This window comes from Pseudobutyrivibrio sp. C4, from assembly GCF_900111635.1.
GTDB lineage: Bacteria > Bacillota > Clostridia > Lachnospirales > Lachnospiraceae > Pseudobutyrivibrio > Pseudobutyrivibrio ruminis.
Window position 1 is genome coordinate 90,050 of record NZ_FOHF01000002.1, and the last position, 24,855, is coordinate 114,904.

Below are 24,855 nucleotides of genomic sequence, written 5' to 3' on the forward strand. Positions count from 1 at the left end.
GATAGAATAAATCAGAACAAATTTTCGAAATATATCATGCAATAAAGGATATTTTATGTTATGGATTTAAGTATGTTAAACGACAAGCAGCGTGAGGGCGTTGAGACTATCAATGGTCCCGTTCTTATTTTGGCTGGCGCTGGTTCAGGCAAGACAAGAGTGCTTACACACCGCGTTGCTTATTTAATAGAGCAGGGTGTGATGCCATACAACATCATGGCTATCACATTTACAAATAAAGCTGCCAGGGAGATGAGGGAGCGTATTGATAATATCGTTGGCTTCGGTTCAGACGGTGTGTGGGTGGCCACTTTCCATGCTAGCTGTGTTCGTATCCTCCGCCGTTTCTGTGAGAATCTTGGGCAGGGATACACTAGCAATTTCACAATTTACGATACAGACGATTGCAAGACTTTGATGAAGGAAGTTTGCAAGTATCTTCAGATTGATACAAAGCAGTTTAAGGAACGCACATTTTTAAATGTCATTTCCGATGCTAAAAACAAGCTCATCAGTCCAGAGGAATTCACTAACCGTGCCATGGGAGATTTCAATATGTCCCGTCAGGCCACAGTTTATCGTGAGTATCAGGCTCGTCTTCGTCAAAACAATGCATTCGATTTCGACGATCTTATCATGAAGACTGTAGAGCTTCTCCGTTTGGATGGGGATGTTCGTGCATATTATAATGACAAATTCAAATACATCATGGTGGACGAGTATCAGGATACCAATGCAGCTCAGTTCGAGTTGGTCCGTCTTCTTATTGGCGGCCAGCAGAATCTTTGTGTAGTTGGTGATGACGACCAGTCTATCTACAAGTTCCGTGGCGCAGATATTTACAATATTTTGAACTTTGAGCAGCACTTCCCAAATGCTCATGTTATCAAGCTTGAGCAAAACTATCGAAGCACTGGAAATATTCTAAACGCTGCCAATGCCGTCATTGCTAACAATGAAGGCCGAAAGGAAAAGGCTCTTTGGACAGAGGCTGAGGATGGAGACAAAATCCAGTTCCAGCAGTTTGACAGTGCATACGAGGAAGCCAGCTACATCGCTAGCAATATTGGCTCAGTTGTACGCAGAGGTGAGGCTGATTATCGTGATTGTGCCGTGCTTTATCGTACCAATGCCCAGTCACGTCTTATAGAAGAAAAAATGATTTACGAGGGCATCCCATACAAAATCGTTGGTGGTGTAAACTTCTACAGCCGTAAGGAAATCAAGGATGTTCTTGCCTACTTAAAGACAGTAGATAATGGTAATGACGATATTGCAGTTCAGCGTATTATCAATATTCCAAAACGAGGAATTGGAGCTACCACTATCACAAAGGTTTCAGATTATGCTAGGGAGCATGGTTTGAATTTCTACGAAGCACTTTTACATGCAAACGATATTCCATCTATTGGAAAGGCTGCCAGCAAAATAAAGGGCTTCACAGACCTTATTGAAAAGCTTAAAAGAATCGCTGTTGAGGAATCAGTATCAGCATTAGTTGAGGAAATCCTTGATCAGACAGACTATGTTGCAGAGCTTAAGGCAGAGGGCACAGACGAGGCAAAGGCTCGTATTGAAAATATCGACGAGTTACTTACAAAGGCGGTTGCCTACGAAAAGGATGCCAGGGATGATGGCGAGGAGCCTTCACTTTCTGGATTCTTGGAGGATGTTGCTCTTGTTGCAGATATAGATAGCTACGAGGAGAGTGACAACTACGTTGTACTTATGACTCTTCATGGAGCAAAGGGATTGGAGTTCCCATACGTATATATGGCTGGCATGGAGGATGGTTTATTCCCAGGGCAGGCAGCTATATTTGACGGTGGTGGAGCTGATTCTGAGCTTGAGGAAGAGCGTCGTTTGGCATACGTAGGTATCACACGTGCTAAGGAGCATCTTACAATGACAAGCGCTCGCATGCGTATGATTCGTGGTGAGACCCAGTTCCATAAGATTTCCAGATTCGTTAAGGAAATTCCTGATGAACTTGTTAAGGGCAATCTGTGGGAGCCAAAGCCAATGGATGACTACTCTAGCACTCCAATCGGTGAGTACTCAGTATATCAGCGTCCTACAGGCAAGGGCCCTACTATAGCTACAAGCTATGGTTCTAGAAACGAATCAGTTAGAAATACATACAGTTCTAACGTATATACGGTAGGAAGCTCTACCACAGCTGTTGCCAATAAAAATGGCACTAAAATCGAAAAGACAACATTGGATTATGGCATTGGCGATAGAGTAAGCCATATCAAATTTAAGGAAGGTACAGTAAAGGATATCATTGATGAAGGCCGTGACTACGAGGTTACAGTCGACTTCGATGGCGTAGGCATCAAGAAAATGTTTGCATCCTTTGCAAAATTAAAGAAAGTATGAAACGTGGAGAAATAGTACAGGGAAAGGTTGTAAAAGTATCTTTTCCAAACAAAGGAATAATGGAGACTGCGGAAGGTGACAAGCTCAGAGTAAAGGGCGTGTTGCCTGGTCAGACTGTGTCAGTTCGTGTAAAGAAATCTTCAAAGGAAAAGGCACAGGGAAATCTTCTTTCAGTGGATGCACCATCACCACTTGAAATGGACACACCAGCATGTGTTCACTTTGGCAAGTGTGGCGGCTGTACCTATCAGTCACTTTCATATGAAAATCAGCTTTCAATTAAAGAGGGTATGATTCACGATTTGATGGCACCAGTTATTGGCGAGGATGTTTGGACATCCACATACGAAGGCATCAAATCCAGCCCAAAGCAGTTTGAATACCGCAACAAAATGGAGTTCTCATTTGGAGACGAGGTAAAGGATGGCCCACTTACTCTTGGTATGCACAAAAAGGGCAGCTTTTACGATGTTGTCACAGTAGATGGATGTCAGATTATCGATGCAGATATGCGTCGCGTCCTTACAATGACTTTGGATTATTTTACAAAGGCAGGACAGCCATATTATCGCAAGAATACTCATGAGGGATATCTTCGCCATTTGCTTGTCCGTAAGGCAGCCAAAACAGGCGAAATTCTCATAGACTTAGTTACTAGCACACAGATATCATCTCTCTACGAGATTGCCCTTTTAGCAGGCTGGAAGGACGCTCTTGTAAGTTGCACTGAGTGGGACGGCAAAATCGCTGGAATCCTTCACACAAAGAATGATAGAGAAGCAGATGTAGTTGCAGATGAAGGCACGGAAATCCTTTATGGCCAGAGCTGGTTCAAGGAGGAGTTACTTGGACTTTCATTTACCATCACACCATTTTCATTCTTCCAGACAAATTCACTGGGAGCAGAGGTGCTTTACAGCACAGCTCGTGATTTTATATCTACAGGCGCTGATGGAGCAGAGGTTTATGATCTTTATTCAGGTACAGGCACCATTGCTCAGGTTATCGCACCTGCAGCAAAGCATGTAACTGGTGTAGAAATCATTGCAGAGGCAGTTGAGGCAGCAAAGGAAAACGCCAAGCTCAATGGCCTTGAAAACTGTGATTTCATAGCAGGTGATGTACTGAAGGTTCTTGATGACATCACAGAAAAGCCTGACTACATCATCCTGGATCCACCTCGTGATGGTATCCATCCAAAGGCTCTCGATAAAATCATAGACTATGGTGTAGATTCACTAGTCTACATCTCTTGCAAGCCTACAAGCCTTGCCCGTGACCTTGAGGTATTCTTGGCCCGCGGCTACAAAGTAACACGTCTTGCATGTGTAGATATGTTCCCTGGAACTTATCATGTGGAGACTGTATGTTTATTGTCCAAACTTCATTAAGCCAAACTTCTTATCAACGTAAAGGTCGATATGGAATAGCTTGATCTTACAAGTGCTGAAACGAAGGCTACTTATAAGCAGATTCAAGAATGGGTGCAGGAAAAGTATAGATTACATGTTACTTACTTGAATATCGCTCAAGTAAAACAAAAACATGGAATTATAGAACGCGAAAATTACAATAAAGCTAAGGCTTTGAATAGCAGGCAGCCGGGCTGCCCAGAAGAGAAGTGGAAAGTTATTGAAGAGGCGTTGAAGTACTTTCAGATGATATAAAAATAAGCACAAGAGACTATTTAAAGTTTCTTGTGCTTTGTTTTTTATTTGTTGTCATTCTCATATTTCTTTATAGCTTGGCGGATGAGATAAAGGACTTCTCCGTTTATTGATCTGCCTTCGTACTCAGCAAGTTCTTTCAATTTATCATGTGTTTCTGTATCTATGCGCAAACCTAGATGTTTATCTTTTTCTTTAGTCATATATTTATCCCTCAATTATTTTATAAGTACATTTTAAGTTCACAAATTGCTGATATGATTAAAATGTACTTATTTTAAGTACATAAAATATATGTTTCTTATTGCCTGCTTTAAAGTTTGAAAAAAGCGATAAAGGAGGCGATTACATGGCTGAATATGGTTACATAAGGATTTCTAGTAAGGATCAAAATCCAGCTAGACAATTTGATGCGATGGAGAATAGAGGAATTCTATCTCGAAATATTTACGTTGATAGGCAATCTGGAAAGGACTTTGACAGACCAGAATATCAAAGATTGCTTAAGAAGCTGAAAAATGAAGATTTGTTAGTTGTAAAAAGTATTGATAGGCTAGGTAGAAATTACGATGAAATACTTGAACAATGGCGTGTAATTACAAAAGAAAAGCAAACTAACATTGAAATACTAGATATGCCATTACTTAATACAGCTTCAGAGCAGGATGGACTTACGGGAAAATTAATTGTAGATTTGGTGCTTCAATTATTGGCATATGTTGCTGAAACTGAACGTGATTTTATACGACAACGCCAAAGTGAAGGCATCGAAGCTGCTATGGCTAGAGGTGTTATGTTTGGTCGTCCAAGGTTAGGAGTAACGCCTAACTTTGAAGAAGCTTATACTGCTTGGAAAAATGGAATAATAAATAGTCGAAAAGCTGCGGAAATAGCAGGTATGTCTCATTCAACGTTCTATAGAAGATGCAAGGAAGTTGAAATGTGAAATAATGCTGAAATATTGTTTCATCAGGTAGACAATAAGAAACAAATAAAAAAGGAGAATAAGCCGCACTTATTCTCCTTAGTCACATTCTATACTCGGAGTTTCAAAAAGTCTGATTTTTGAAACAAGAATTATATATGTTTGTATAAAATTGGAGGTATTCAAATGGCACTGATGGTATGTCCTGATTGTGGAAAAAATGTTTCATCAAGAGTTTCTGCGTGTCCTAATTGTGGATGCCCATCTGAATTCTTTGTTGAGGATTCAAATACTAGTGAAGAAAATCAAGAAGTGAAAGCTGTATCTTCAGATGATAATGAGAAAAAACAAGAAAAATCACAGCATACAGAGATTCAACAAGGCTTGGGTTTTAAACTTGGAAAACAAGATATAGTGTTTGGGCAAGAAGTGCTTTTTTTCTGCGAAGAAAAAAACAATCTTGATATGCGTCGCCAGTACTTGGTTTCAGAATATGCCAAGGGTGTTAATTCTTGTAAAAGTTTTGATAGTTTTATCTCTAATTCAATTAATGCTGCCCAAAAAGCTATTGATACAGAGATTGAATATATAATAGAAAAACTTGTGGAGCATAAAGTATTTAGTTATAGCGGTGCAGCTATTAAAGACCAGGCTTCCAATTATTTGATTTTTGAAAGGACAGATGCTGTTGATGCAATAATGAATCAAATAGATGATGTTGATAATTATGCGAAAAAATTGGCACAGCAAAGAGCATATGAACGTAATAGTAGGTCGCAGTGGCAAGGTGGAGGATTTGGTTTAAAAGGCGCAATAAAAGGTGCAGTTACAGCCGGTGCTTTAAATATGGCGACGGGAGCTATGCGTGGAATAGGTGATTCTTTCACTGACTCCGCTGATAAAGCTGACGTGCAAAGAAGAGTAGAGGCTATAAATAATAGTTCTAATAAAAATCTTGTTATTAATGAATTAAACAATTCATTATATGTTTTAAGTTGTGTTTATTACACTATTTTGGACAAAGAAACTGGTATTTCATCTGATTTAGTATTAGGAGAGAATAGAAAAGAAGCTAAAGCTATTTTAGGAAATTTGCAACGTGTTTCAGATAAGGAACAAAAGTATAACCTATTATTTGAAGTACTGAAAAAAGATCCATTTAACCCGGAAGTTATATTTCAGTTATTAAATGATTGTGGCGAATTAAATATCCCTTTTGAAGAGGCAAAAAAAATAGCAAAAATGATTCAACCGCAAACATATGTGGCTTGGCTTGATTCAGGGGCATTAAATACTGCTTTAGGCTTTTTCAGTGGAGGAGTGGATGAGAATAGAATAAATGATTGTATTAAGTTTGGACAAGAAATGGATTTTTTGACCAAGGATTTATACTGTACATTCACAGATGATGATGAATACAAAAAAAATGGATATAGTACGTTACAAAGATTACAGATTGATTTTCTAAAACTACTTATTTCAAAAGAATTGGAGTTAAATCTTAAAAACAAAGGAGATGCTTCTCAACCTGATGTATTGATTGGTCAAAATGAAGAGAATCTTACTGAAGTATTTGAGATTATATTTAATACATGTGAAAAGTATCATATCTGGAAGTCTTCGGCAGAGTGGGATTTACAAGATTATTTTTCACAAGAAAATTGTGCAGGGGTGAAAGAGTATGTTTCTGTATGGAATGGTTTGAGAGTTTCATCACTGACAGTAGATGGTATTTCATTTAACAATATGCCAGATGCCGACTTATATCGTAAAGAAAAGAAAGTATATACAAAAGTATATAAAGAGAATATTGGCTATGGCGTTTTTGAATCTGGACAATTACAGGAAACTTTAAATCTTTTGATAGGATGTAATTTTAAGAATGAAAATATTTTATCAAGAATAAATGACCTAAAAGCTAGACATTCTTATTTGGAAAACCATGAAAAGACAAAACAATATGAGATTGGAAGAAAAATGGTAGCAGCTTTGCTTAAGAATAAGGTTAATAATCTTTATGTTTATGGTGAGCCTGAATTTCTACAGTTAGCGGAAAAAGCTAAAAGCATGGAAAAGATTAGCCAAGAAGGAACTACGTATTTTCCTCTTGCAATATATGACAATAAGGAATCTGCAGAAAAAATTAATGGGTATGTTCTTACAGAGGCTACTTTTTACAACTGTAATTATCTAATTGATATTGGAAGAAAAACAGTTGATCTAAATGAAATAACAGGTATTTCATTGAATGGAAAAAATATTATTTTTGCGTTATCGTCTGAGTCACAAGTGAAAATGAAGATGCCAGAGGATGCATTGATAATTGTAGATGTTATGGCTGATGTGTTATTAGGAAATAATGATGGTGTATTTAACGAAGTAACAATTTCTGAAGAAATAGAGCATCAATTTGATGAGCTTGCAACTGAGCAAACAGTATTTTGTACTTCGTGTGGTCGTAAAATACCAAAAGATGTTAATTTTTGTACATTTTGTGGTGCACCAAATCAATACCATTAACGAACGGAGGTGAGTGTAAATGAAATGTTCTAAATGTGGTTTCGAGTATGAAGGAATATTTTGTCCTAACTGTGGAAGTAAAAGAGAAGAAGTAAAAACTGACGCAATTGAACAAAGTGGAAAAGATGATACTCCAAAGGAAAATAGGAGAAGTAAGCATATAAACGTTGTCGAAAAACCAAAATATAAGGGTTTGAAAATAGCGTTAATCGCAATCGGTGCGCTCGTTGCTCTTTTTCTTATAGTTATTATTTTGGTACCTACAGGAACAACAGAAACTGCTGATGATGTGACAGATTCAGTTGAAGAAACTGGTGAAAGTACTGATTCAGAAAATGGCGAAGCTAATAATGGTGTAGTAGAAGCAAATGAATTAAAGAGTGAGCAATATGATGCTTTTGTAACACTGATATGTAGTATTTCTGATCCGCCAGAGTTTAGTTCTACTGAAGAGGAAGCAAAATACTTCGAAGGACAATATGATGAGTGGATTTCTGGAAAATCGTGGCATAATATTTTAGCTGATGAAAATGGTAAACCGTATATTGCTGAAAAACAGGATTTTTTTATTGGAACATTTCATGATGAGTATAGTCAAAGAGCATATATGGAGAGTTCATATAGTGGTGATGGCTATTATCTAATTGATATTAATTGGGGAAGCAGTGCCTGGGATAATTCACATTGGAGCTTTATGGCTTATTATAGTCCAGAATTGAATGGATTGTGCTATGAAAATGGGCGATATGCAAGTGAAGAATACTCTGATGATGGATCTGTACGGGAGTATGATACATATTCAGACGGTGAAGGCACACTTGTTAAGGATGGCGATTATATAGTTTGGAATGATTCTAAAGGAGGTCAAGATTACTGTAAATTTAAAAAGGACACTGAGTCAAGTGTAGAGTCAAGTGGATATGATACTGAATATATATGTGAATGGGCAACTTCAATAAGAATGGATGATTCTAATTGGAATGAGTGGTTAATATACTTAGAGAATAATGGAGTTGGTAAGCCTGGTGATAGAACATACGAGAATATGGTTGTAAATGAAATATATGCTAGACATGGTTATATTTTTACTTCAGAAGATTTGAGTGGTTTCTTTAACTCTAAATCATGGTATTCGCCACTTTCTGACGATATGAATGGAATCTATGCTGAATTATCTCAAGTTGAAATAGATAATATAGATTTTTTGAAGGATAGGTATTAGAACGAGTTCACGGGTTAACATTCATGAGACTAAAGCGTGAAAAAAATATTTTTGTATTCTTAATTATATGGAGCCTTTTGTTATGTGGTTGTACAAAAAGGACTTTGGATAGAACTTCTGTAGATGCAACCAATGGAGTGCAAGAACAGACAATTGAAAACTCAACTGACTCAGCATTAGAATCGGTGCACTCTAACCAAGAACAGGAATTATATGACATAAATAATGAAGTCGAAGAAGTGATAGATGATGTGACTAGTAAAGTGCCTAGAGTGATTGTGATAGACCCTGGACACCAGATGAAAGCAGATAGTTCTCAAGAACCGATAGGTCCAGGTGCTAAAGAAACTAAAGCTAAAGTATCAAGCGGTACTGTAGGTGTTGTAAGTGGGTTAAAAGAATACGAGTTTAACTTAATAGTATCTATACAGTTAAAAGCTGAATTGGAAAAAAGGGGTTATCAAATTATTTTATGTCGTGATGAAAATGATGTGAGCATAAGTAATTCTGAAAGAGCCCAAATAGCGAATGAAGCAAATGCAGATGTTTTTCTTCGAATTCATGCTAATGGCTCGGGGGATTCTTCGGTTAATGGTGCAATGACGATTTGTATGAGTCCAAACAATCCATATAACGGTGATTTATATGAGAGAAGCAGAGTCTTGTCGGATTGTGTTTTAAACGGGCTTGTAAATTCTACTGGATGTAATAAAGAGTATGTATGGGAAACAGATACTATGAGTGGTATTAATTGGTCGAGAGTTCCAGTAACGATTGTGGAAGTTGGTTATATGACCAATCCAAATGAAGATTCTTTGTTATCGACAAAAGAATATCAGAATAAAATAGTGGTAGGGATAGCAGACGGTATAGAGGATTATTTTTTGGGGGAAGCCAACTAACATTGGACATTTGGTTCACAGTTGAAGTAGGAGGGGTATAAAAATGATGAAAAAGATTAAACTATTGATTATTATGATGATGGTTATTTGTTTCTTGGTTGCGTGTGGTACGGGTGATGTTGCCTCCACTGGAACATATCGATTACATAGTGATGTAGATTATCCTTCAGTAGAGGTATACGATTCATATATTGTCTTTTATGAAGACGCTAATACTAGTTATACGTATGACGACTATAAGCAGAATGACGATGGAACATATAGTTATGAGATAAGTGATCATTGGAAACTTATTTGTACATTTAAGGGTGAAGATACAGTTAAAGTTAAATTGGCGAAAAGAGATAAATCGATAGCGACTAATCTTGAAAAATTGCAATATAAAGATTTAGGCGGAACATACAAAAGAAGATAGTAATAGTATATGAATATCCCCGTCTAGATAAATCTTAGAGAAAGTTTTGCTAAGAATTGAAATATATTAAAGGAGTAGTTCATGCTTTACGAATTATGGAGAAATTATTTGAATCTTGTAAAGGTAGAATTTAGGAATGTATGTTGTGGCGTCAAACGAAAAAACAAGGTAGTGAAGAACCGATTATGGAAAGAACACCGTGGGGCCTCATTAGTTTTCTTCTTTTTATTATTGCAATTATAGTAGGTATTATCTTGGTAATTAGATAATTTGGATAATCGAAATCAATATGTCTAATAATGCTGATAAGAATTAAGCACCTTCCATGTGAAGGTGCTTAATTTTGAAGTTATATCAGTGCCTTTTGCCTCGCCCATTTAGGCGGGTTCTTGAATATCGGATGCTTGCAGGACTTCTTAACAATTCTCATTAACTCATTTACTTCGGTAGGTGTGAGCTTCGATAGATTTAAATTTAGCATATTACTCCATTTAACTACAGTGACTTTATCTATATAGGCCATTCCTTACTAAAATATTTTCTGCAGAGGCAAAATGCTTTATTTAGAGGAGATATTCCTAATGCAGGACATGAAAAGGTGTATCAAGCTTATGTTAGAGAAACGTAAAGAAAAAGATTTGTTTGATATTGAATACGTTTTGTTTTAATGATAATATATTCGCATTAACGGAATCAGATAATTCGGAAAGGCGGATGGATATTATGACAATAACTGAAAGAATATTTTTTCTTATAAAAGAGCGTGGGTTAAGTCAGAATGCATTTGGCAAAGCTGCGGGGATAGCACCTAGCACAATCAGTGATTGGAAGAGAAAAGGGCATACTCCATCCGCTGATAAGATAATGGATATCTGTAAAGCCCTTGATGTAACACCAGAACAGCTTCTTACTGGAAAGGATATAGATGAAAACTATATAGAGCCTACGGTTGATTATGTGGCTAGAAAACAGGATGAGGAGCTTTTTATTGATAGGAATAGCCTTAAGAAGGATCAAAAGAAAAGATTGAAGGCTTATGTAAAAGCACTGAAGCAACTTGAGGAGTTGGAAGATATATAGAAATAAAGAAAGGAACTTGAGGTCGAAAATTTCGACCTCAAGATTTTAAAAAGAATATGGCTGGAAAAAAGAAGGAAGATTTGCTCCCAGATTTATCGAATAATATTTTTATAATTTCAGAAGAAACAATTCGTGAACGCACATATATTGTCAGAAATCAAAAGGTTATGCTTGATTTTGATTTGGCTGAAATATATGGCTATGAAACAAAAAACCTCAATAGACAAGTGAAGAACAATATTAAAAAATTTTTGGGCGAAGACTTTATGTTTGAACTGACTGACGAGGAAGTGGAAGAACTTTCAAGGTGCAAAAATTTCACCTTGAAAGATGAAGAAAATGGAAGAGGTAAAAATATTAAATATAATCCACATGCATTTACTGAACAAGGCATATATATGCTTATGACGGTATTAAGAGGGGAACTCGCGATTAAGCAAAGTAGAGCGTTGGTAAGAACGTTTAAAAAGATGAAAGATTACATTGTTTCTAATGAAATGCTTCCATCTAACAGACAGATGCTACAGTTATCTATGCAAGTGACAAATACGACTCAAAGTATAGCAGAAATAAAGAAAAGCCTAAATCAAGTTGAAGATAATATGGCATCAGTTATGGGGAAATTATCAGATGTTGTTCGTAAATCTGAACTAGCAGAAATCTTTGAGAATTTTAGTGAAGCAAATGCGTGTCGTGGATACTTATTTTTTAATGGTCAAATTTTTGATTCGGATGTAGCATACGCAGAAATATATTTACAGGCGAGTAGTTCTATTTATGTTGTTGATAATTATATTAGTACAAAAACGCTACAACTGCTAACACACGCAAGAGATGGAGTAGAAATTAAAATATATAGTGATAATTTAATGAAGGGCCTATCAGCTACTGAATACACAGATTTTAGAAAGCAGTATTCGGAACTAAAAATTGAATTGTATGAATCTGGAGGAGTATTTCATGACAGATACATTATTCTTGATTATGGAACGGATAATATGAAGATTTATCTTTGTGGATCATCATCTAAAGATTCAGGAGCAAGAATAACGACTATTCTTGAAGATCAAGATATAGAAAAGTATAAAAATCTTTTAGAGATATTAAAAGGCAATGGCAAATTGAAATTGTAGTGATACGGGGGTAATTATGAAAGAGGAGAAAATGCTTTAGTAGAGGCTAAAGCTAAGAAGTGGTCAATACTTGCTGAAAAGGTTTGCGGAGATAATATCTATAAAGCGCTAATCTTTTTCGATAAAATGTATGAACCAATGAATGAGGCGGAACGCAGAGAGTTCATCACCCAACTTATAGAGAAGGTTAATAAATGAGCGAGATTATATAGAGGTGTATTTCGTTGAATAAAGTTGATAGAATCAGATACAAAGAATATATTAAATGTGCTAACGAATGTACGGCTAACCGGGTTTATCCTTTATCAATTGCGACCGGGACTCAGGATGGAGATGTTTATGTTGATGGCAAAGGCTGTGTACTGTTTTGGCATTATTGCGGCTTTGCGTATATCTCCGGGGATGTGTGCGCAGATGTTCTTGAAGAAGTATATCGAAGTTTTTTGGTGTCTGATACGGAGCGAAGATTTTTACTAATTACAGATTCGAAGTTTGTTTCCGACTATTATTCAGGCATAGACATGCTACGAGTTGATAAAAGGATTGAATACACTCATAGCGGAATCCTTGAAAAGCAACCGAAACTTGATGCCTGCTTTGTTATTGAACGCATAACTGCAGACAATATAGGTGTCATTCAGGGAAGGATCACGCCATCTTTTTCATGGAAAGACAGAGATGTGTTTTTGCGGAATGGATTTGGATTTATGGCAAGAAGTAAGGAAGATGGCAGCTTTGCTGCGGTGGCGTTTTCAAGTGCGGTCAGTCCGGAGGAAGTGGATATTGGTGTTGAGACTGCTGAAACATACAGACACCATGGTCTGGCCTCCTATCTGGCATACAAGATGTGTGAGGAAATCATACTCCAGGGCAGAAGACCTGTATGGGCCCATGCGGAAACGAATACAGGTTCACAGAAAACGGCTCTCAGCGTCGGATTTAAACCAATAGGAATAAATACGGTAATCCAAAAGAAGTAATATATTTGGCAAAGGGGGTAGAAATATGAGGAAGGTGTATTTGGATAATATTCGTTGGATAACAGTAGTGCTAGTTGTTATCTATCATGTAATTTACATATTCAACGGTGTAGTACAGCATGGAATCATCGGACCTTTCAGTGAACATCAGCCCCAGGATACATATCAGTACATTGTATATCCGTGGTTCATGTTACTTCTGTTTGTGGTATCCGGCATGTCAGCCCGCTATGAACTAACTAAACGAACAGAAAAGGAATTCATCAGAGTAAGGACGAGAAAATATCTTGTGCCATCAACAATCGGTCTTCTGGTTTTCGGCTGGGTTCTTGGTTACTACAATATGCTGATTTCCGGTGCATTTGATTCCATGGGCAATGTACCGGGGCCAATCCTTTTCCTGATAATGGCAGTCAGCGGCTCAGGCCCTCTGTGGTACATACAGATGCTTTGGCTCTTTAGCCTGATGCTGGTACTGATCAGAAGGATTGAAAAAGACAGATTCTATAATGTCTGCGACAAAGCCAATCTTTTGATACTTATACTTCTTGTCATACCCGTATTCGGAGCGGCGCAGATACTTAACACACCGATAATAGTGGTGTACAGATTCGGTATCTACGGACTGGGTTTTTTGATCGGCTACTTTGTACTGTCCCATGAGGTCGTGATGGATCGACTTGGCAAAAACTGGCTGTTATTGAGCGTCCTTGCCCTCGCATCCTGCATAGCTTTCGTGATTTTATATATAGGTCAGTCTTATCCGGATCATGTGGTTCTGGATACAATCATGTGCAATGTATACGCATGGTTTGGAACTCTGGGTATACTTGCCTTCATGAAAAAATGGGGGAATTTCACGAATGCTTTCTCAAAGTGGATGTGCCGAAAATCATGGGGCCTCTACGTATTCCATTATCTGATGATAGCGGTCAGTGGATGGTATCTGCATACGTTATGTCCGTTCCTTGCCCCTGTCATCGTATACCTGTTGGTTGCAATAGCAGCATTCGCAGGCTCCTACTTTCTGTATGAAATCATGAGCCGCATACCTTTCATAAGGTGGTGTGTTCTGGGAATAAAAAAGGAGAAGAAAGAATGATTCTTGGAGAAAAAGACAATGGAAATTATTGACGAAAGGATAGACGGCGGAAAAGCTTTTGATTGGGGTAAAACATCAAAAGACTATGCGATGTACAGAGATATTTCACCGGAACAGATTGAGCAGGCTGAACAGTTGGCTAAAGCTGCTGGTATGAATATTAGATTTCAAGCAGAAGCTACAGAGAACCTAAATTTTCCGGTTGAAAGCTTTGATGTTATTACAGCCTGTCAGTGCTTCTGGTATTTTGACCATGAGAGAGTAATACCTTATTTGGCGAAGTTGCTCAAGCCCAATGGCAGGCTTCTCATTTTATACATGGCTTGGTTGCCTTATGAGGATGCAATCGCAGGTGCAAGTGAAGAATTGGCATTGAAGTATAATCCTGAATGGACAGGAGCTGGTGAGACAAGACATCCGATATGGATACCGGATGTGACCTATCGTTATTTTGAATTAGAAGATCATGAAGAATACGATGTTATGGTTCCTTTTACAAGAGAAAGCTGGCACGGCAGGATGAAGGCTTGTCGTGGTGTAGGTGCTTCACTTTCTGATGAGGAATTGCTTGCATGGGAAAATGAGCATAAAGAATTGCTTATGGAGAAGGCACCGGAAAAATTTGAAGTGCGTCATTACGCCGCTCTTGCTGTGCTGAAGAAAAAATAATAAATCAAGGCTCCTTGGCAAAAATCGATAGGATATAGGAACTAAATATAGTATAAAATCAGCTTCCGAACTTGAAAAGTTTGGAAGCTTTTTTGATTCAAGTATTAAATTAATCCAGCAAATACAGTGGCAAACACAACTGTAAGGATGCCGGCAACGGCGATTGAAAGAGAACTCATAGCGCCTTCGATTTCACCGATTTCCATAGCTTTTGCAGTACCGATTGCGTGGGCTGCAGTGCCGAGGGCTAATCCCTTAGAGATTGGCTCGTGGATTCTGAAAATCTTGCAAATGAATTCACCAAGAATATTTCCGATTACTCCGGTGATAACAATTACTGCAACGGTAATTGTTACGTATCCGCCAAGCTCTTCTGAAACACCCATGCCGATAGCTGTGGTGATTGACTTTGGAAGAAGTGTAACGTAGTTTTCATGGGAAAGTCCCATAAGCTTTGCTAAAACAAATACGGTGGCAAGGCTAGTAAGAACACCGGCTGTTATACCAAGAATTACGGCCTTGGCATTCTTCTTGAGAAGCTCAAATTCCTCATAAAGTGGAATAGCAAGGCATACTGTTGAAGGCGTTAAAAGCCAGCTTAAATACTTGGCTCCTTCATTGTATGTTTCGTAGTTGATGCCACATGTACATAAGAAAATGATTGTAAATATGATGGATATCAGAAGAGGATTAAAGAATCCAAATCCAAATTTCTTCTTTAACCATGCACCTAAACCATAGGAAACAAGGCTGATTGTTACTCCAGCGTATGCACTGGTTGCCATAAATTCTGTCATTATGCTTCCTCCTTCTTTCCCATACGAATAATTCCCTGTGAAACTAATCCTGTAGCAGCCATTACTGTAAAGATTGTGATAACAGTAATTACTGAAACTGGTACGAGAACAGGCTTAAGTACATTCCAAGATGACATAAGACCAACTCCTGCTGGGATAAACATTACAGGCATAATTTCAATCAGGAATTTTCCAGATTCTTTAACCTGGTCAAGCTTGAGAATTCCTGTGAGAAGAAAAATAAACATAAAGACCATGCCATAAATGCTTGCAGGTATAGGAAGTGGGAGAACTGCTTTGCAAATCTCTCCAAGAAGTGAAACTGCAAGAATGATTAAGAATTGTTTTAAATATTTCATTGGTATACCTCAATATAACTTAAAAGTTCTTACACATTATACTCTATGTTTTGAAAGAAACAAGGGGGTGTATATTAATTCACATAAAGAACATAATAGTCGGAAATCTCCATTCTTTAGACACAATTGTATAGTAGAATCAAAAAAGAATATGTAGGTAAATTGGTAAACTATCTTTATTTTGCATACTTTGGGGGTAAGAATGAGAGAAGAATACTACGACACCATAACGACTGGAAAAATTCCAAAGGGGCTTCCTGGCGGATTTTTTGTATATGAAGCAGGCGTTGATGAAAATATAGTATTTGCTGAGCCAAACGTAGTAAGACTATTTGGTTGTGATAGCTTTGATGATTTTATGGAATTGGTTGGTGGCAATTTTAAAGGCATGGTTCACCCGGATGATTTGTATAAAATCGAGAATCAAATCGAGGCCCAGACCATCTATGCGGAAAAAAGACATGATTATGTGCGATATAGAATAATTACCAAACAGGGTGACTTACGTTATATAGAAGACTTTGGGCATCTTCTTCACAGTGGTGATGGAAAGAGCTACTATTCTGTATTCATAGTTGACGTTGATCAAAATGAATACTTGAACACCACAAGTAATTCATATGCTGAGGCTGAGGTTCTGTCATCAAATCGAGAGACCGATGAACTGACAGGACTATTAAACATGGCTTATTTCTATAATAAGGTTCAGTTGCTGTTATCTGCTCCAGAATCACGTCGGCAGCTGGCATCCTTTGTCCATTTTGATATTCCTAATTTTAAACTGTACAATGAGCGCCATGGTTTCAAAATGGGCGACGAGCTTTTGTGCGATTTTGGTAGAACGATAAGTGATGTTTTTTATGGCGGAACTGTTGCAAGATTTTCCGATGATCACTTTGTAGTATACTGTACAGCACCAAAGGAAGAAGTTATCGAATGCGTAGAAGAAGTATATCGCAAGATGCTTCTCACAGATGATGTAAATAAAAAAGTAAAAATAAAAGCAGGTATATATTTCATGGAAGACCGCCGTGCAGAAGTTGGATTAGCATGCGACCATGCAAGACTTGCCTGCAATAGTATAAAAAGTCGACATGATATAAACTATTGTGTTTATGATGATATTATTCGTGATGGCCTGCGCCGTCAGCAGTTTGTTGTTGACCATATTGATGAGGCCATTGCAAAGGATTATATAAAGGTATTCTATCAGCCAATTATAAGAGTCAGCACAGGAAAGATATGTGGATATGAAGCTCTTGTAAGATGGGTGGATCCTGAAAATGGAATGCTTCCTCCAGGATACTTTATTGAAACATTGGAGCATTTTCATTTAATTCATCTTGTAGATGAATTCGTAGTAAAAAAAGTTTGTCAGGATTATAGAAAGCTTGCTGATGAGGGAGAATCTTTGGTTCCAATATCAGTAAATATTTCAAGGCTGGATTTTGAGATTTGTAATGTATATAAGCTTCTTTCAGATTTCTGTGAAATATACGAAGTTCCAAGAAACATGATAGATGTGGAAATCACAGAAAGTGCTTTTACAGATAATACTGGACTAATCAAAGAAGAGACAGGCAGAATTCGCGAGGCAGGCTACGAGATATGGATTGACGATTTTGGCAGTGGCTATTCTTCACTGACCACATTGGCGGATTATCAATTCGATGTACTTAAGCTTGATATGGTATTCCTGCGAAGCGCAGATAAAAATCCAAAGACTAAAACCTTAATGAGTTATATTATAAAGACCGCAAATCAGTTGGGAGCATCTCCTCTATGTGAAGGCGTTGAGACTAAGGAACATTATGATTTCCTTAAGGAAGTTGGTTGTGAAAGGGCTCAAGGCTTCTACTTCGGAAAACCTATGCCTCTTAATGAGCTGTTGGATAGAATGTATGAAAAAGGAATGCAGTGGGAAGAATAATTCCCACTGCATTTTTTGATCAATATTAAAGCTGAGCTGTACAATGTGGGCAACGAGTTGCCTTGATATGAATCTTGCTGTAGCAGTATGGGCAATCCTTCTCGGTTGGCTCTGCTGCTTCAGCCTCTTCTTTATTTTTCTTTAAAAGAGCAGCGGCTCTTTCTGTCCCTCTGTTGATACCCTTGATAATTAAGAAAATAACAAGTGCTGTAATAAGGAAATTGATAATTGCGGTAATGAAATTACCATATGTAAGAACTGGTGCGGTCTCTCCAGTTCCAAGGGTAACCTTTAACTCAGAAAAATCTGTTCCTCCAAAGATTCCAAGGATTGGAGTGAGGATATCTTCGTTAAGGGAAGTTACGATAGCTGTGAAAGCACCACCTACGATAACGCCGACAGCCATGTCCATTACATTTCCACGAAGAATAAATTCTTTAAATTCAGAAATAAAACCATTCTTTTTGCTCATAGATTACCTCCCTATTAATAAAAAGTGTGAAATATATTTTTATCACATTTATTTTACCGATTTAAAAGAATATTAGCAATAATCTTAACCAATAATATCTAGATAAACCAATAAAAATTAGTTCAAATTGTAAAAATATAAAAAATTGAAAAATAAGTATTGATTTTATACTTAATATTTGGCAAAATCATAATATACTAATTGCGAACAGATTTAGAGGGAGGATTAATCTAAATGTTTTGTGTAAAATGCGGTAAAGAAATTATGCCTGGTGCAAAGTTCTGTACAGGTTGCGGTGCACCAGCGCCAGCAGCTGAGCAGCCAGCACCACAGCCAATTCCACCAGTACAACAGGCTCCAGTAGAACAGGCTCCAGTAGAACAGCCAGTTCCACCAGTACAACCACAACCAACTCCAGCACCACAGCCACAGCCTATGCCACAGCCACAGCCTGTGCCTCAGCAGGTGGATGTGAAAGCTGCAAAAAAGGCTGCCAAGGAAGCAAAGAAGGCTGAAAAGAGAGCAGCTAAGGCTGCCAAGAAAGCGGCCAAGGCAAATAATGAAGGCGGAAGTAAAAAGCCACCAATTTTTGTTTGGATTATCATTGCAGTTCTAGTGGTTGCAGCAGCGGTAGCAGCAGTGTTTGTTTTGCATCGCTCAAAGACAATCAATGTAAATGATTACATGACTGTAGAATTCACAGGATATGATTCTATGGGTAAAGCAACAGTTACAATTGATGAGACATTCTGGGAAGATTTATATAGCAAATCTAGATTTGATGATAAATCAAAGGTGAAGAAGTCATTCACTTCGCACTATGGTCCAGCAGACTATATGGAAGAGGCTATTGGAAATAAAATCAGCTATGATGTTGATCCAGAGAAAAAGCTTTCAAACGGAGATGAGGTAACAGTCTCTTGGAAGGTTAAGGCTGATTCAATCGAAAAGAAATATGGCGTAAAGGTTGAGTACGAGGACGCAACATACACAGTAGAAAAGCTTGAAGAACTTAAAGAGTTCGATCCATTCGATGGAATCGAAATTTCTTATACAGGTATTGAAGGTGATGGTAAGGCATCTATCAAGGTAGTTAAGGAAGATGCAGTTTATAACGACTTCTCATATTCATCAAGCCAGAGCTACTACTTATCAGAGGGAGATATCATTACCGTAACATACGCACCATCATACAGCGAGGATGAGCTTGCTGAAATGTGTGCAGAGAAATATGGAATGGTTCCTACTGCTGTTACAAAGGATTACAAGGTAGAGGGCCTTGGTCATCTTCTTAAGGATTCTACAGAGATTACTGAGGAGAGCATGGGTTCTGTAATCGAAGATTGCGAAAAGAAGATTACTGATGTTTCTCGTCTCAGTTCAATGGAGGAAATGCAGAGTATTAAGTACTTAGGCTCATACCTTCTCCAGGAGGCAGATTACTCTGAAGGAAATGAAGTAATTGCTGTCTTCGAGTGCTCAGTGATGCTATCTGATTCAGATTCATTAGATACTGATTCATTTACATTCTATACATATGTTGAAATCAACAATGTTAGCATAAATGAAAAGGGTGAATGTGGTTACGAAAAGATTCTTGGTACAACAACCACAACAGTACAATACGAAACAAAGTTTGACAAAAAGTTTAATTACTATGGATATGAAAAAGAAGCCGATTGTAAAGCTGAAATTGAGGAAGCAATTGACTGGTATGTAAAGTACTATGGATTGGTTACTTCAAACACATTCGGTGAGGCTTTATAAGCCAGTTTAACTAACAAAGAAAGACTTCTCACACAGGTGTGTGAGAGGTTTTTTTTTATGCTGGTTTCGATTATAATAGAATAATCGAATTATTAAATCAGGAGAATTTGTTATGGGTTTATTTGACAAAAAGAAAAAAGAACAAGAGGTTAACACAAAGGCAGCTGAAAACCTCAATATCGAAGATACTGACGTGACTGACAAGGTAGATACTAGCAATAGATTCTTCGTATTGGTTGAGGGTGTCACATCAATGCTTGACGGAAATGGAAGCATTATTTCAGGACAGCTTTACGGCCAGCTCCACAAGGGTGACCAGGTATATTTATATCAGGCCAATGCACAGGTTGCAGAATGCGAAATTCAGGCTGTTGAAGCTCTTGTTGAAGAAAAGACTTCAATCGTAGATGAGGCAGAGAACACATCAGTTTCTCTACAGCTCAATCTTCCAGACGAGGTGGCAGTTCGTAAGTATGCTGTCATCACAAATCTTAAGCCACAGGAAAAGGTGGACCCAAGGGTTTCTATCGAAAATCCAGCATTAGCAGGAATTATTAATGGTATGGTTAAGTTTGGCAAGGATAATGGCTTCCATGCAACACTTGCTTACTGGCTCAGCCATGGTCATTTCATTACACCAATCAAAATGGATATTGAGCCTGAGCTCAATGAAAATGGTGTTGCAAAAATCAGCAAGGATACAAAAATCGGATTCTATATGCTTAAGTCTCAGATTAAGCTTACTGGCACACCAGAGGATAAAGATAGCTTAGTACTTCCACTTTTTACAGACTGGGCATCACTTCGCAGATGGAAGAATCTTGCAAAGGATGGACAAAGAGTACATACTCAAATCCTTTCATTCCAGGATGTATACGGAATGCTTAAGCGTGGAAATGTATATTCAGGAATTGCTGTTAATCCATTTAACGAAGTTCCATGTACACTTCCAATTCCTTATTTGGACACTATCACAAACACACCGGGCTACAAAAACGATTTCGGAATCAAGGAAAATGGAGCAGGCGCTGTTCAGGAGCAGAAGATTCCAGCAGGAAAGAGAATCCTTCTTGGTGTTCCAAAGGAGACAGAAGAGGTTGTTGCTATTCGTAGCAAGCTTGAGGAATATGGACAGAATCACGATGATATTAAATCTATCAGCTTCCTTACAAAGGTTGAAGAGGATACAAAGGTTGTTCGCCATCTAGTAGTATTGGAGTTTCCAGAGGGGTACGAAACAGAAAATATGAAGCAGCATATGGAAGCAATCTACAAAGAACTCAATCCGCTTGCACAGGAAATCAAGCAGATTGAATATGCAATAAAGGGGCGCATAAAGGCTATCGATGATGTAGTCGAGCAGCATGAGCAGCAGATGCTGATATATAGAGCGGAGAAATAGTAGGCTTGTTATCGTAACCAGCGTCGTATAGGGGGGATTAAATAATGAAATTAGATGTTAAGAAGACGGTGCAAATGGGGTTTGCATTTCTTTCGATTTGCGCATTTTGGCAGATGTACAACGCACTGATTCCGCTTGTACTCACTAGCACATTTCATCTTAATGAGACCATATCAGGGGTGATTATGGCTATGGATAATGTGCTTGCACTTTTCTTACTACCAATGTTTGGTGCTATATCAGATAAGTGCAAAAGCAAGATGGGCAAGCGTAAGCCATTCATTCTTTTTGGAACTATCGCAGCAGTTATTCTTATGATGCTGCTTCCAATTGTTGATAACAGCTACTTTGCTAATCCAACAATCGAAAAAGAGATTCTATTTATTGGAATACTTGGTGCACTTCTTGTGGCAATGGGCACATATCGTAGCCCAGCTGTTGCTCTTATGGCAGATTGTACTATCAAGCCATTCCGTTCAAGGGCCAATGCCATCATTAATCTGATGGGAGCCATAGGAGGAATCATTTATCTTGGGGTTGCAGCAGTGCTATATCCTGCTTCAAAGATAAAGAATTTGGAGCACGTAAATTACATGTTGGTTTTTGCAGTAGTAGCAGGAATCATGCTTGTGTCTCTTTGCATTGTAATGATTACTGTAGATGAGGTGGCACTTAACAAACAGGTAGAAAACTATGAGCTTCTTCATCCAGAGGAAGTGTTTACAATAGAGGATGAATCTGGAAATGAAGTGCTTCCAAAGGAAGTAAAGCGTTCATTAGTATTTTTACTTATTTCAGTAGCGTTATGGTTCATCGCATACAATGGCATGGAGACATGGTTTACAACATATGCCGTCAGGATGTGGGATATGGCGCTTGGAGATGCTTCGTTATGTCTTCTTGTAGCTACAGCAGGTGCTATTGTTTTCTTTATACCATCAGGTATTGTGGCATCTAAAATAGGCAGAAAGAAAACAATTCTTCTTGGAATCGTAATTCTGGGAGGAAGTTTTTTTGCAGGTTTCATGTTTACACTGATTCACCCAAGCTTTTCGCCATTGCTTTATGTTCTTTTTGCATGTGTAGGTATAGGTTGGGCGTTTATCAATGTAAATTCACTTCCAATGGTTGTAGAAATGTGTAAGGGTTCAGATATCGGAAAATTCACAGGATACTACTACACATTCTCAATGGCAGCCCAAATCGTCACTCCAATTGTTGCAGGATGGCTGCTCTTACATGTGGGATATATCACACTTTTCCCATATGCTACCGTATTTGCGATAATGGCATTTATTACAATGATGTTTGTAAAACATGGAGATGGAAATGTGGAGGCTAAACGCGGCTTGGAAGCTTTTGAAGATATGGATTGATGTTACAAAAGCAAGGAAAAGAGGTAATAAACCAATGAATAAACCATTAGTATTTGCTCACAGGGGAGCCAGTGGCTATTTCCCTGAAAACACTATTCCTGCCTTTAAAGAGGCAGTTAGAATGGGGGCAGATGGAATAGAGCTTGATATACACAAAACAAAGGATGGCCAGCTTGTTGTCATTCATGATGAAAAAATAGACAGAACATCTAATGGTAAGGGAGATGTTAAGGACTTCACTTTGGAGGAGCTTAGAAAATTCAATTACAATGCAACTCATCCAGAGTGTAAGGAAGCACCGATTCCTACCATGAGAGAGGTGTTCGAGCTTATTAAGCCAACTAATCTAATAATCAATATTGAGCTTAAAACCGGAATTGTTTTTTATGAGGGGATAGAGGCAGATATTCTTGCCATGACCAAGGAATTTGGCATGGAAGACAGAGTAATCTATTCATCCTTCAATCACTATAGTGTTATGAAAATAAAGGAGCTTGATCCTACTGCAAGGACAGGATTCCTCTATATGGATGGTACACTTAATATGCCAGAGTACGGCAAGGAACATGGTGTGGAGGCATTGCACCCTGCTCTTTATAATGTACAGTATCCTAATTACGTACAGAGATGCCATGAGCTTGGATTGAAAATCAACACATGGACTGTAAATTCTAAGCAGTATATGCACATGGCATGTGAAATGGGATTGGATGGAATCATCACAAACTATCCAGATAAGGCATTAGAAATAGTAAACAGCTACAATTGGGACTAAAATGAAATTTGAAGATATATTTATTAAGGAACAGGATTTTGCCAACACTATGAAGGGCAAAGTCCTTCCTTTTCTAAAGGATAAAACAAAAGAAGGGTATTTTGAGAATAAAGATGGTATGCAACTGCACTATGCAATGATGGTGCGCCCAGATGAAAAGGCATCCATCGTTATTTCACATGGCTACTGCGAATTCACAACCAAGTATTCTGAGATGCTATATTACTTCTATCAGATGGGATACTCTGTGTTTATTTTGGATCACAGAGGACATGGCCTTTCTGATAGAGAAGTGGAAGGTTATTACAAAATTCACGTAAATAGTTTTCAGGATTACATTTCAGATTTTAATGAATTCATTGAAAAGATAGTTAGGCCGGAAAGTGTTACGGAGCGTTTGATTCTATTTGCCCATTCCATGGGTGGTGGAATTGGAGCATTGTACTTAGAGCAATACCCAGATGTGTTTAAAAGAGCTATTCTTTCCTCACCTATGATAGAGCTTTCTACTGGTGATACCAGCAAGGTAATTGTTAAGATGTTAGCTCTGCTATCGTATATACCATTCTTAAAAAAGAGATATTTGCCGGGGTATCATGATTATGATCACACTTTCAAATATCCTAGATGTTCAGCTTTATCAAAGGCGAGATATACATTCCAATACGAGGAGAGAGAAAGAGAGAAGCATTATCGTACAAACGGATGTACCTTTGGCTGGTCCAGAGAAGCATTTAATGTTTCTAAAAAAATTCTAAAAAACGCAAGCCTAGTAAAAATTCCTGTTATAATAATGCAAGCAGCGATGGATACCTTGGTAATGCCAGAGGCTCAAAACGAATTTGCAAAGCGGGCACAGAACTGTCAGCTTAAAAGATTCGAAGGTAGCAAACATGAAATATTTAATGCAACAGATGACATTATCCTTGAGTATTACAACGAAGTATTTAGTTTTATGCAGGGTTTAGAATAGGAGTTAG

Annotated in this window: 22 protein-coding genes; 18 read left to right on the forward strand and 4 right to left on the reverse strand. The window is 37.9% G+C overall.

Going from position 1 to position 24,855, the window contains the following annotated elements:
* The first annotated feature begins 60 nt into the window (after positions 1–60).
* Together BMY66_RS04195 and rlmD are read left to right on the forward strand one after the other, a co-directional pair.
* Entirely contained in the window at positions 61–2,382 is a 2,322-nt protein-coding gene (locus tag BMY66_RS04195; RefSeq protein ID WP_090394233.1) for an ATP-dependent helicase, read from the forward strand.
* Positions 2,379–3,773: a 23S rRNA (uracil(1939)-C(5))-methyltransferase RlmD gene (gene rlmD / locus BMY66_RS04200; protein ID WP_090394234.1), complete on the forward strand. Its 1,395-nt coding sequence runs from the start codon at positions 2,379–2,381 to the stop codon at positions 3,771–3,773. Before BMY66_RS04195 ends, rlmD begins: the two co-directional genes overlap by 4 nt.
* Before the next feature lie 320 nt (positions 3,774–4,093).
* Here the strand turns inward: rlmD and BMY66_RS04210 are convergent, their stop codons facing one another.
* Positions 4,094–4,252 carry a type II toxin-antitoxin system antitoxin gene (locus BMY66_RS04210; protein ID WP_090394235.1) on the reverse strand — a complete coding sequence of 53 codons (159 nt, stop codon included), beginning with the start codon at positions 4,250–4,252 and terminating at the stop codon, positions 4,094–4,096.
* Positions 4,253–4,398: 146 nt separating this feature from the next.
* On the opposite strand from BMY66_RS04210, the gene BMY66_RS04215 reads away from it, so the two are divergent.
* The 10 genes from BMY66_RS04215 (at position 4,399) to BMY66_RS04260 (ending at position 14,997) form a co-directional block, all read left to right on the forward strand.
* Positions 4,399–4,995 (forward strand): recombinase family protein, encoded by a 597-nt coding sequence (locus BMY66_RS04215; RefSeq protein ID WP_090394236.1) that lies wholly within the window; start codon positions 4,399–4,401, stop codon positions 4,993–4,995.
* A gap of 165 nt (positions 4,996–5,160) precedes the next feature.
* Positions 5,161–7,494 (forward strand): zinc ribbon domain-containing protein, encoded by a 2,334-nt coding sequence (locus BMY66_RS04220; RefSeq protein WP_143064499.1) that lies wholly within the window; start codon positions 5,161–5,163, stop codon positions 7,492–7,494.
* A gap of 19 nt (positions 7,495–7,513) precedes the next feature.
* Complete coding sequence (locus BMY66_RS04225) at positions 7,514–8,716, forward strand: YARHG domain-containing protein (RefSeq protein ID WP_090394237.1); 1,203 nt, start codon at positions 7,514–7,516, stop codon at positions 8,714–8,716.
* A gap of 23 nt (positions 8,717–8,739) precedes the next feature.
* Positions 8,740–9,618, forward strand: coding sequence for an N-acetylmuramoyl-L-alanine amidase family protein (locus BMY66_RS04230; RefSeq protein ID WP_090394238.1), 879 nt, complete (start codon positions 8,740–8,742; stop codon positions 9,616–9,618).
* 43 nt (positions 9,619–9,661) lie between these two features.
* Positions 9,662–10,033, forward strand: coding sequence for a hypothetical protein (locus BMY66_RS04235; protein WP_090394239.1), 372 nt, complete (start codon positions 9,662–9,664; stop codon positions 10,031–10,033).
* A 723-nt stretch (positions 10,034–10,756) separates the two neighbouring features.
* Positions 10,757–11,113 (forward strand): helix-turn-helix domain-containing protein, encoded by a 357-nt coding sequence (locus tag BMY66_RS04240; protein ID WP_090394240.1) that lies wholly within the window; start codon positions 10,757–10,759, stop codon positions 11,111–11,113.
* Between the two features lie 56 nt (positions 11,114–11,169).
* Positions 11,170–12,246: an ORF6N domain-containing protein gene (locus tag BMY66_RS04245; protein ID WP_090394241.1), complete on the forward strand. Its 1,077-nt coding sequence runs from the start codon at positions 11,170–11,172 to the stop codon at positions 12,244–12,246.
* A gap of 224 nt (positions 12,247–12,470) precedes the next feature.
* Positions 12,471–13,226 (forward strand): GNAT family N-acetyltransferase, encoded by a 756-nt coding sequence (locus tag BMY66_RS04250; RefSeq protein ID WP_177175579.1) that lies wholly within the window; start codon positions 12,471–12,473, stop codon positions 13,224–13,226.
* Positions 13,227–13,251: 25 nt separating this feature from the next.
* A complete protein-coding gene (locus BMY66_RS04255; RefSeq protein ID WP_090394243.1) occupies positions 13,252–14,328 on the forward strand; it encodes an acyltransferase family protein in 1,077 nt (358 codons plus the stop codon).
* 18 nt (positions 14,329–14,346) lie between these two features.
* Entirely contained in the window at positions 14,347–14,997 is a 651-nt protein-coding gene (locus BMY66_RS04260) for a class I SAM-dependent methyltransferase (RefSeq protein ID WP_090394244.1), read from the forward strand.
* A 104-nt stretch (positions 14,998–15,101) separates the two neighbouring features.
* On the opposite strand, the gene BMY66_RS04265 is transcribed toward BMY66_RS04260, so the two are convergent.
* Complete coding sequence (locus BMY66_RS04265; protein WP_090394245.1) at positions 15,102–15,794, reverse strand: LrgB family protein; 693 nt, start codon at positions 15,792–15,794, stop codon at positions 15,102–15,104.
* Positions 15,794–16,153 (reverse strand): CidA/LrgA family protein, encoded by a 360-nt coding sequence (locus BMY66_RS04270; RefSeq protein ID WP_090394246.1) that lies wholly within the window; start codon positions 16,151–16,153, stop codon positions 15,794–15,796. Before BMY66_RS04270 ends, BMY66_RS04265 begins: the two co-directional genes overlap by 1 nt.
* Before the next feature lie 202 nt (positions 16,154–16,355).
* Between BMY66_RS04270 and BMY66_RS04275 the strand changes: the two genes are divergently transcribed.
* A complete protein-coding gene (locus BMY66_RS04275) occupies positions 16,356–18,083 on the forward strand; it encodes a GGDEF and EAL domain-containing protein (protein WP_090394247.1) in 1,728 nt (575 codons plus the stop codon).
* Positions 18,084–18,108: 25 nt separating this feature from the next.
* Here BMY66_RS04275 and mscL read toward each other — a convergent pair whose 3' ends face one another.
* The gene (gene mscL / locus BMY66_RS04280) at positions 18,109–18,555 is read right to left on the reverse strand and encodes a large conductance mechanosensitive channel protein MscL (protein ID WP_090394248.1); all 447 of its coding nucleotides are present in this window, start codon (positions 18,553–18,555) and stop codon (positions 18,109–18,111) included.
* 234 nt (positions 18,556–18,789) lie between these two features.
* Between mscL and BMY66_RS04285 the strand changes: the two genes are divergently transcribed.
* The 5 genes from BMY66_RS04285 to BMY66_RS04305 all read left to right on the forward strand — a co-directional run bounded on the left by BMY66_RS04285 (position 18,790) and on the right by BMY66_RS04305 (position 24,848).
* Positions 18,790–20,322 carry a zinc ribbon domain-containing protein gene (locus tag BMY66_RS04285; RefSeq protein ID WP_090394249.1) on the forward strand — a complete coding sequence of 511 codons (1,533 nt, stop codon included), beginning with the start codon at positions 18,790–18,792 and terminating at the stop codon, positions 20,320–20,322.
* 112 nt (positions 20,323–20,434) lie between these two features.
* Entirely contained in the window at positions 20,435–21,724 is a 1,290-nt protein-coding gene (locus BMY66_RS04290; RefSeq protein WP_090394250.1) for an SseB family protein, read from the forward strand.
* Positions 21,725–21,768: 44 nt separating this feature from the next.
* Complete coding sequence (locus tag BMY66_RS04295; RefSeq protein WP_090394251.1) at positions 21,769–23,100, forward strand: MFS transporter; 1,332 nt, start codon at positions 21,769–21,771, stop codon at positions 23,098–23,100.
* A gap of 34 nt (positions 23,101–23,134) precedes the next feature.
* Positions 23,135–23,875, forward strand: a complete 741-nt coding sequence (locus BMY66_RS04300; RefSeq protein ID WP_074788897.1) for a glycerophosphodiester phosphodiesterase — start codon at positions 23,135–23,137, stop codon at positions 23,873–23,875.
* A gap of 1 nt (position 23,876) precedes the next feature.
* Positions 23,877–24,848: an alpha/beta hydrolase gene (locus tag BMY66_RS04305; protein WP_049960352.1), complete on the forward strand. Its 972-nt coding sequence runs from the start codon at positions 23,877–23,879 to the stop codon at positions 24,846–24,848.
* Positions 24,849–24,855: the final 7 nt, after the last annotated feature.

Bases quoted from the DNA above. Each gene is read 5' to 3' on its own strand.
- BMY66_RS04195 (WP_090394233.1), top strand. From the start codon at position 61: ATGGATTTAAGTATGTTAAACGACAAGCAGCGTGAGGGCGTTGAGACT.
- rlmD (WP_090394234.1), top strand. From the start codon at position 2,379: ATGAAACGTGGAGAAATAGTACAGGGAAAGGTTGTAAAAGTATCTTTT.
- BMY66_RS04210 (WP_090394235.1), bottom strand. From the start codon at position 4,252: ATGACTAAAGAAAAAGATAAACATCTAGGTTTGCGCATAGATACAGAA.
- BMY66_RS04215 (WP_090394236.1), top strand. From the start codon at position 4,399: ATGGCTGAATATGGTTACATAAGGATTTCTAGTAAGGATCAAAATCCA.
- BMY66_RS04220 (WP_143064499.1), top strand. From the start codon at position 5,161: ATGGCACTGATGGTATGTCCTGATTGTGGAAAAAATGTTTCATCAAGA.
- BMY66_RS04225 (WP_090394237.1), top strand. From the start codon at position 7,514: ATGAAATGTTCTAAATGTGGTTTCGAGTATGAAGGAATATTTTGTCCT.
- BMY66_RS04230 (WP_090394238.1), top strand. From the start codon at position 8,740: ATGAGACTAAAGCGTGAAAAAAATATTTTTGTATTCTTAATTATATGG.
- BMY66_RS04235 (WP_090394239.1), top strand. From the start codon at position 9,662: ATGATGAAAAAGATTAAACTATTGATTATTATGATGATGGTTATTTGT.
- BMY66_RS04240 (WP_090394240.1), top strand. From the start codon at position 10,757: ATGACAATAACTGAAAGAATATTTTTTCTTATAAAAGAGCGTGGGTTA.
- BMY66_RS04245 (WP_090394241.1), top strand. From the start codon at position 11,170: ATGGCTGGAAAAAAGAAGGAAGATTTGCTCCCAGATTTATCGAATAAT.
- BMY66_RS04255 (WP_090394243.1), top strand. From the start codon at position 13,252: ATGAGGAAGGTGTATTTGGATAATATTCGTTGGATAACAGTAGTGCTA.
- BMY66_RS04260 (WP_090394244.1), top strand. From the start codon at position 14,347: ATGGAAATTATTGACGAAAGGATAGACGGCGGAAAAGCTTTTGATTGG.
- BMY66_RS04265 (WP_090394245.1), bottom strand. From the start codon at position 15,794: ATGACAGAATTTATGGCAACCAGTGCATACGCTGGAGTAACAATCAGC.
- BMY66_RS04270 (WP_090394246.1), bottom strand. From the start codon at position 16,153: ATGAAATATTTAAAACAATTCTTAATCATTCTTGCAGTTTCACTTCTT.
- BMY66_RS04275 (WP_090394247.1), top strand. From the start codon at position 16,356: ATGAGAGAAGAATACTACGACACCATAACGACTGGAAAAATTCCAAAG.
- mscL (WP_090394248.1), bottom strand. From the start codon at position 18,555: ATGAGCAAAAAGAATGGTTTTATTTCTGAATTTAAAGAATTTATTCTT.
- BMY66_RS04285 (WP_090394249.1), top strand. From the start codon at position 18,790: ATGTTTTGTGTAAAATGCGGTAAAGAAATTATGCCTGGTGCAAAGTTC.
- BMY66_RS04290 (WP_090394250.1), top strand. From the start codon at position 20,435: ATGGGTTTATTTGACAAAAAGAAAAAAGAACAAGAGGTTAACACAAAG.
- BMY66_RS04295 (WP_090394251.1), top strand. From the start codon at position 21,769: ATGAAATTAGATGTTAAGAAGACGGTGCAAATGGGGTTTGCATTTCTT.
- BMY66_RS04300 (WP_074788897.1), top strand. From the start codon at position 23,135: ATGAATAAACCATTAGTATTTGCTCACAGGGGAGCCAGTGGCTATTTC.
- BMY66_RS04305 (WP_049960352.1), top strand. From the start codon at position 23,877: ATGAAATTTGAAGATATATTTATTAAGGAACAGGATTTTGCCAACACT.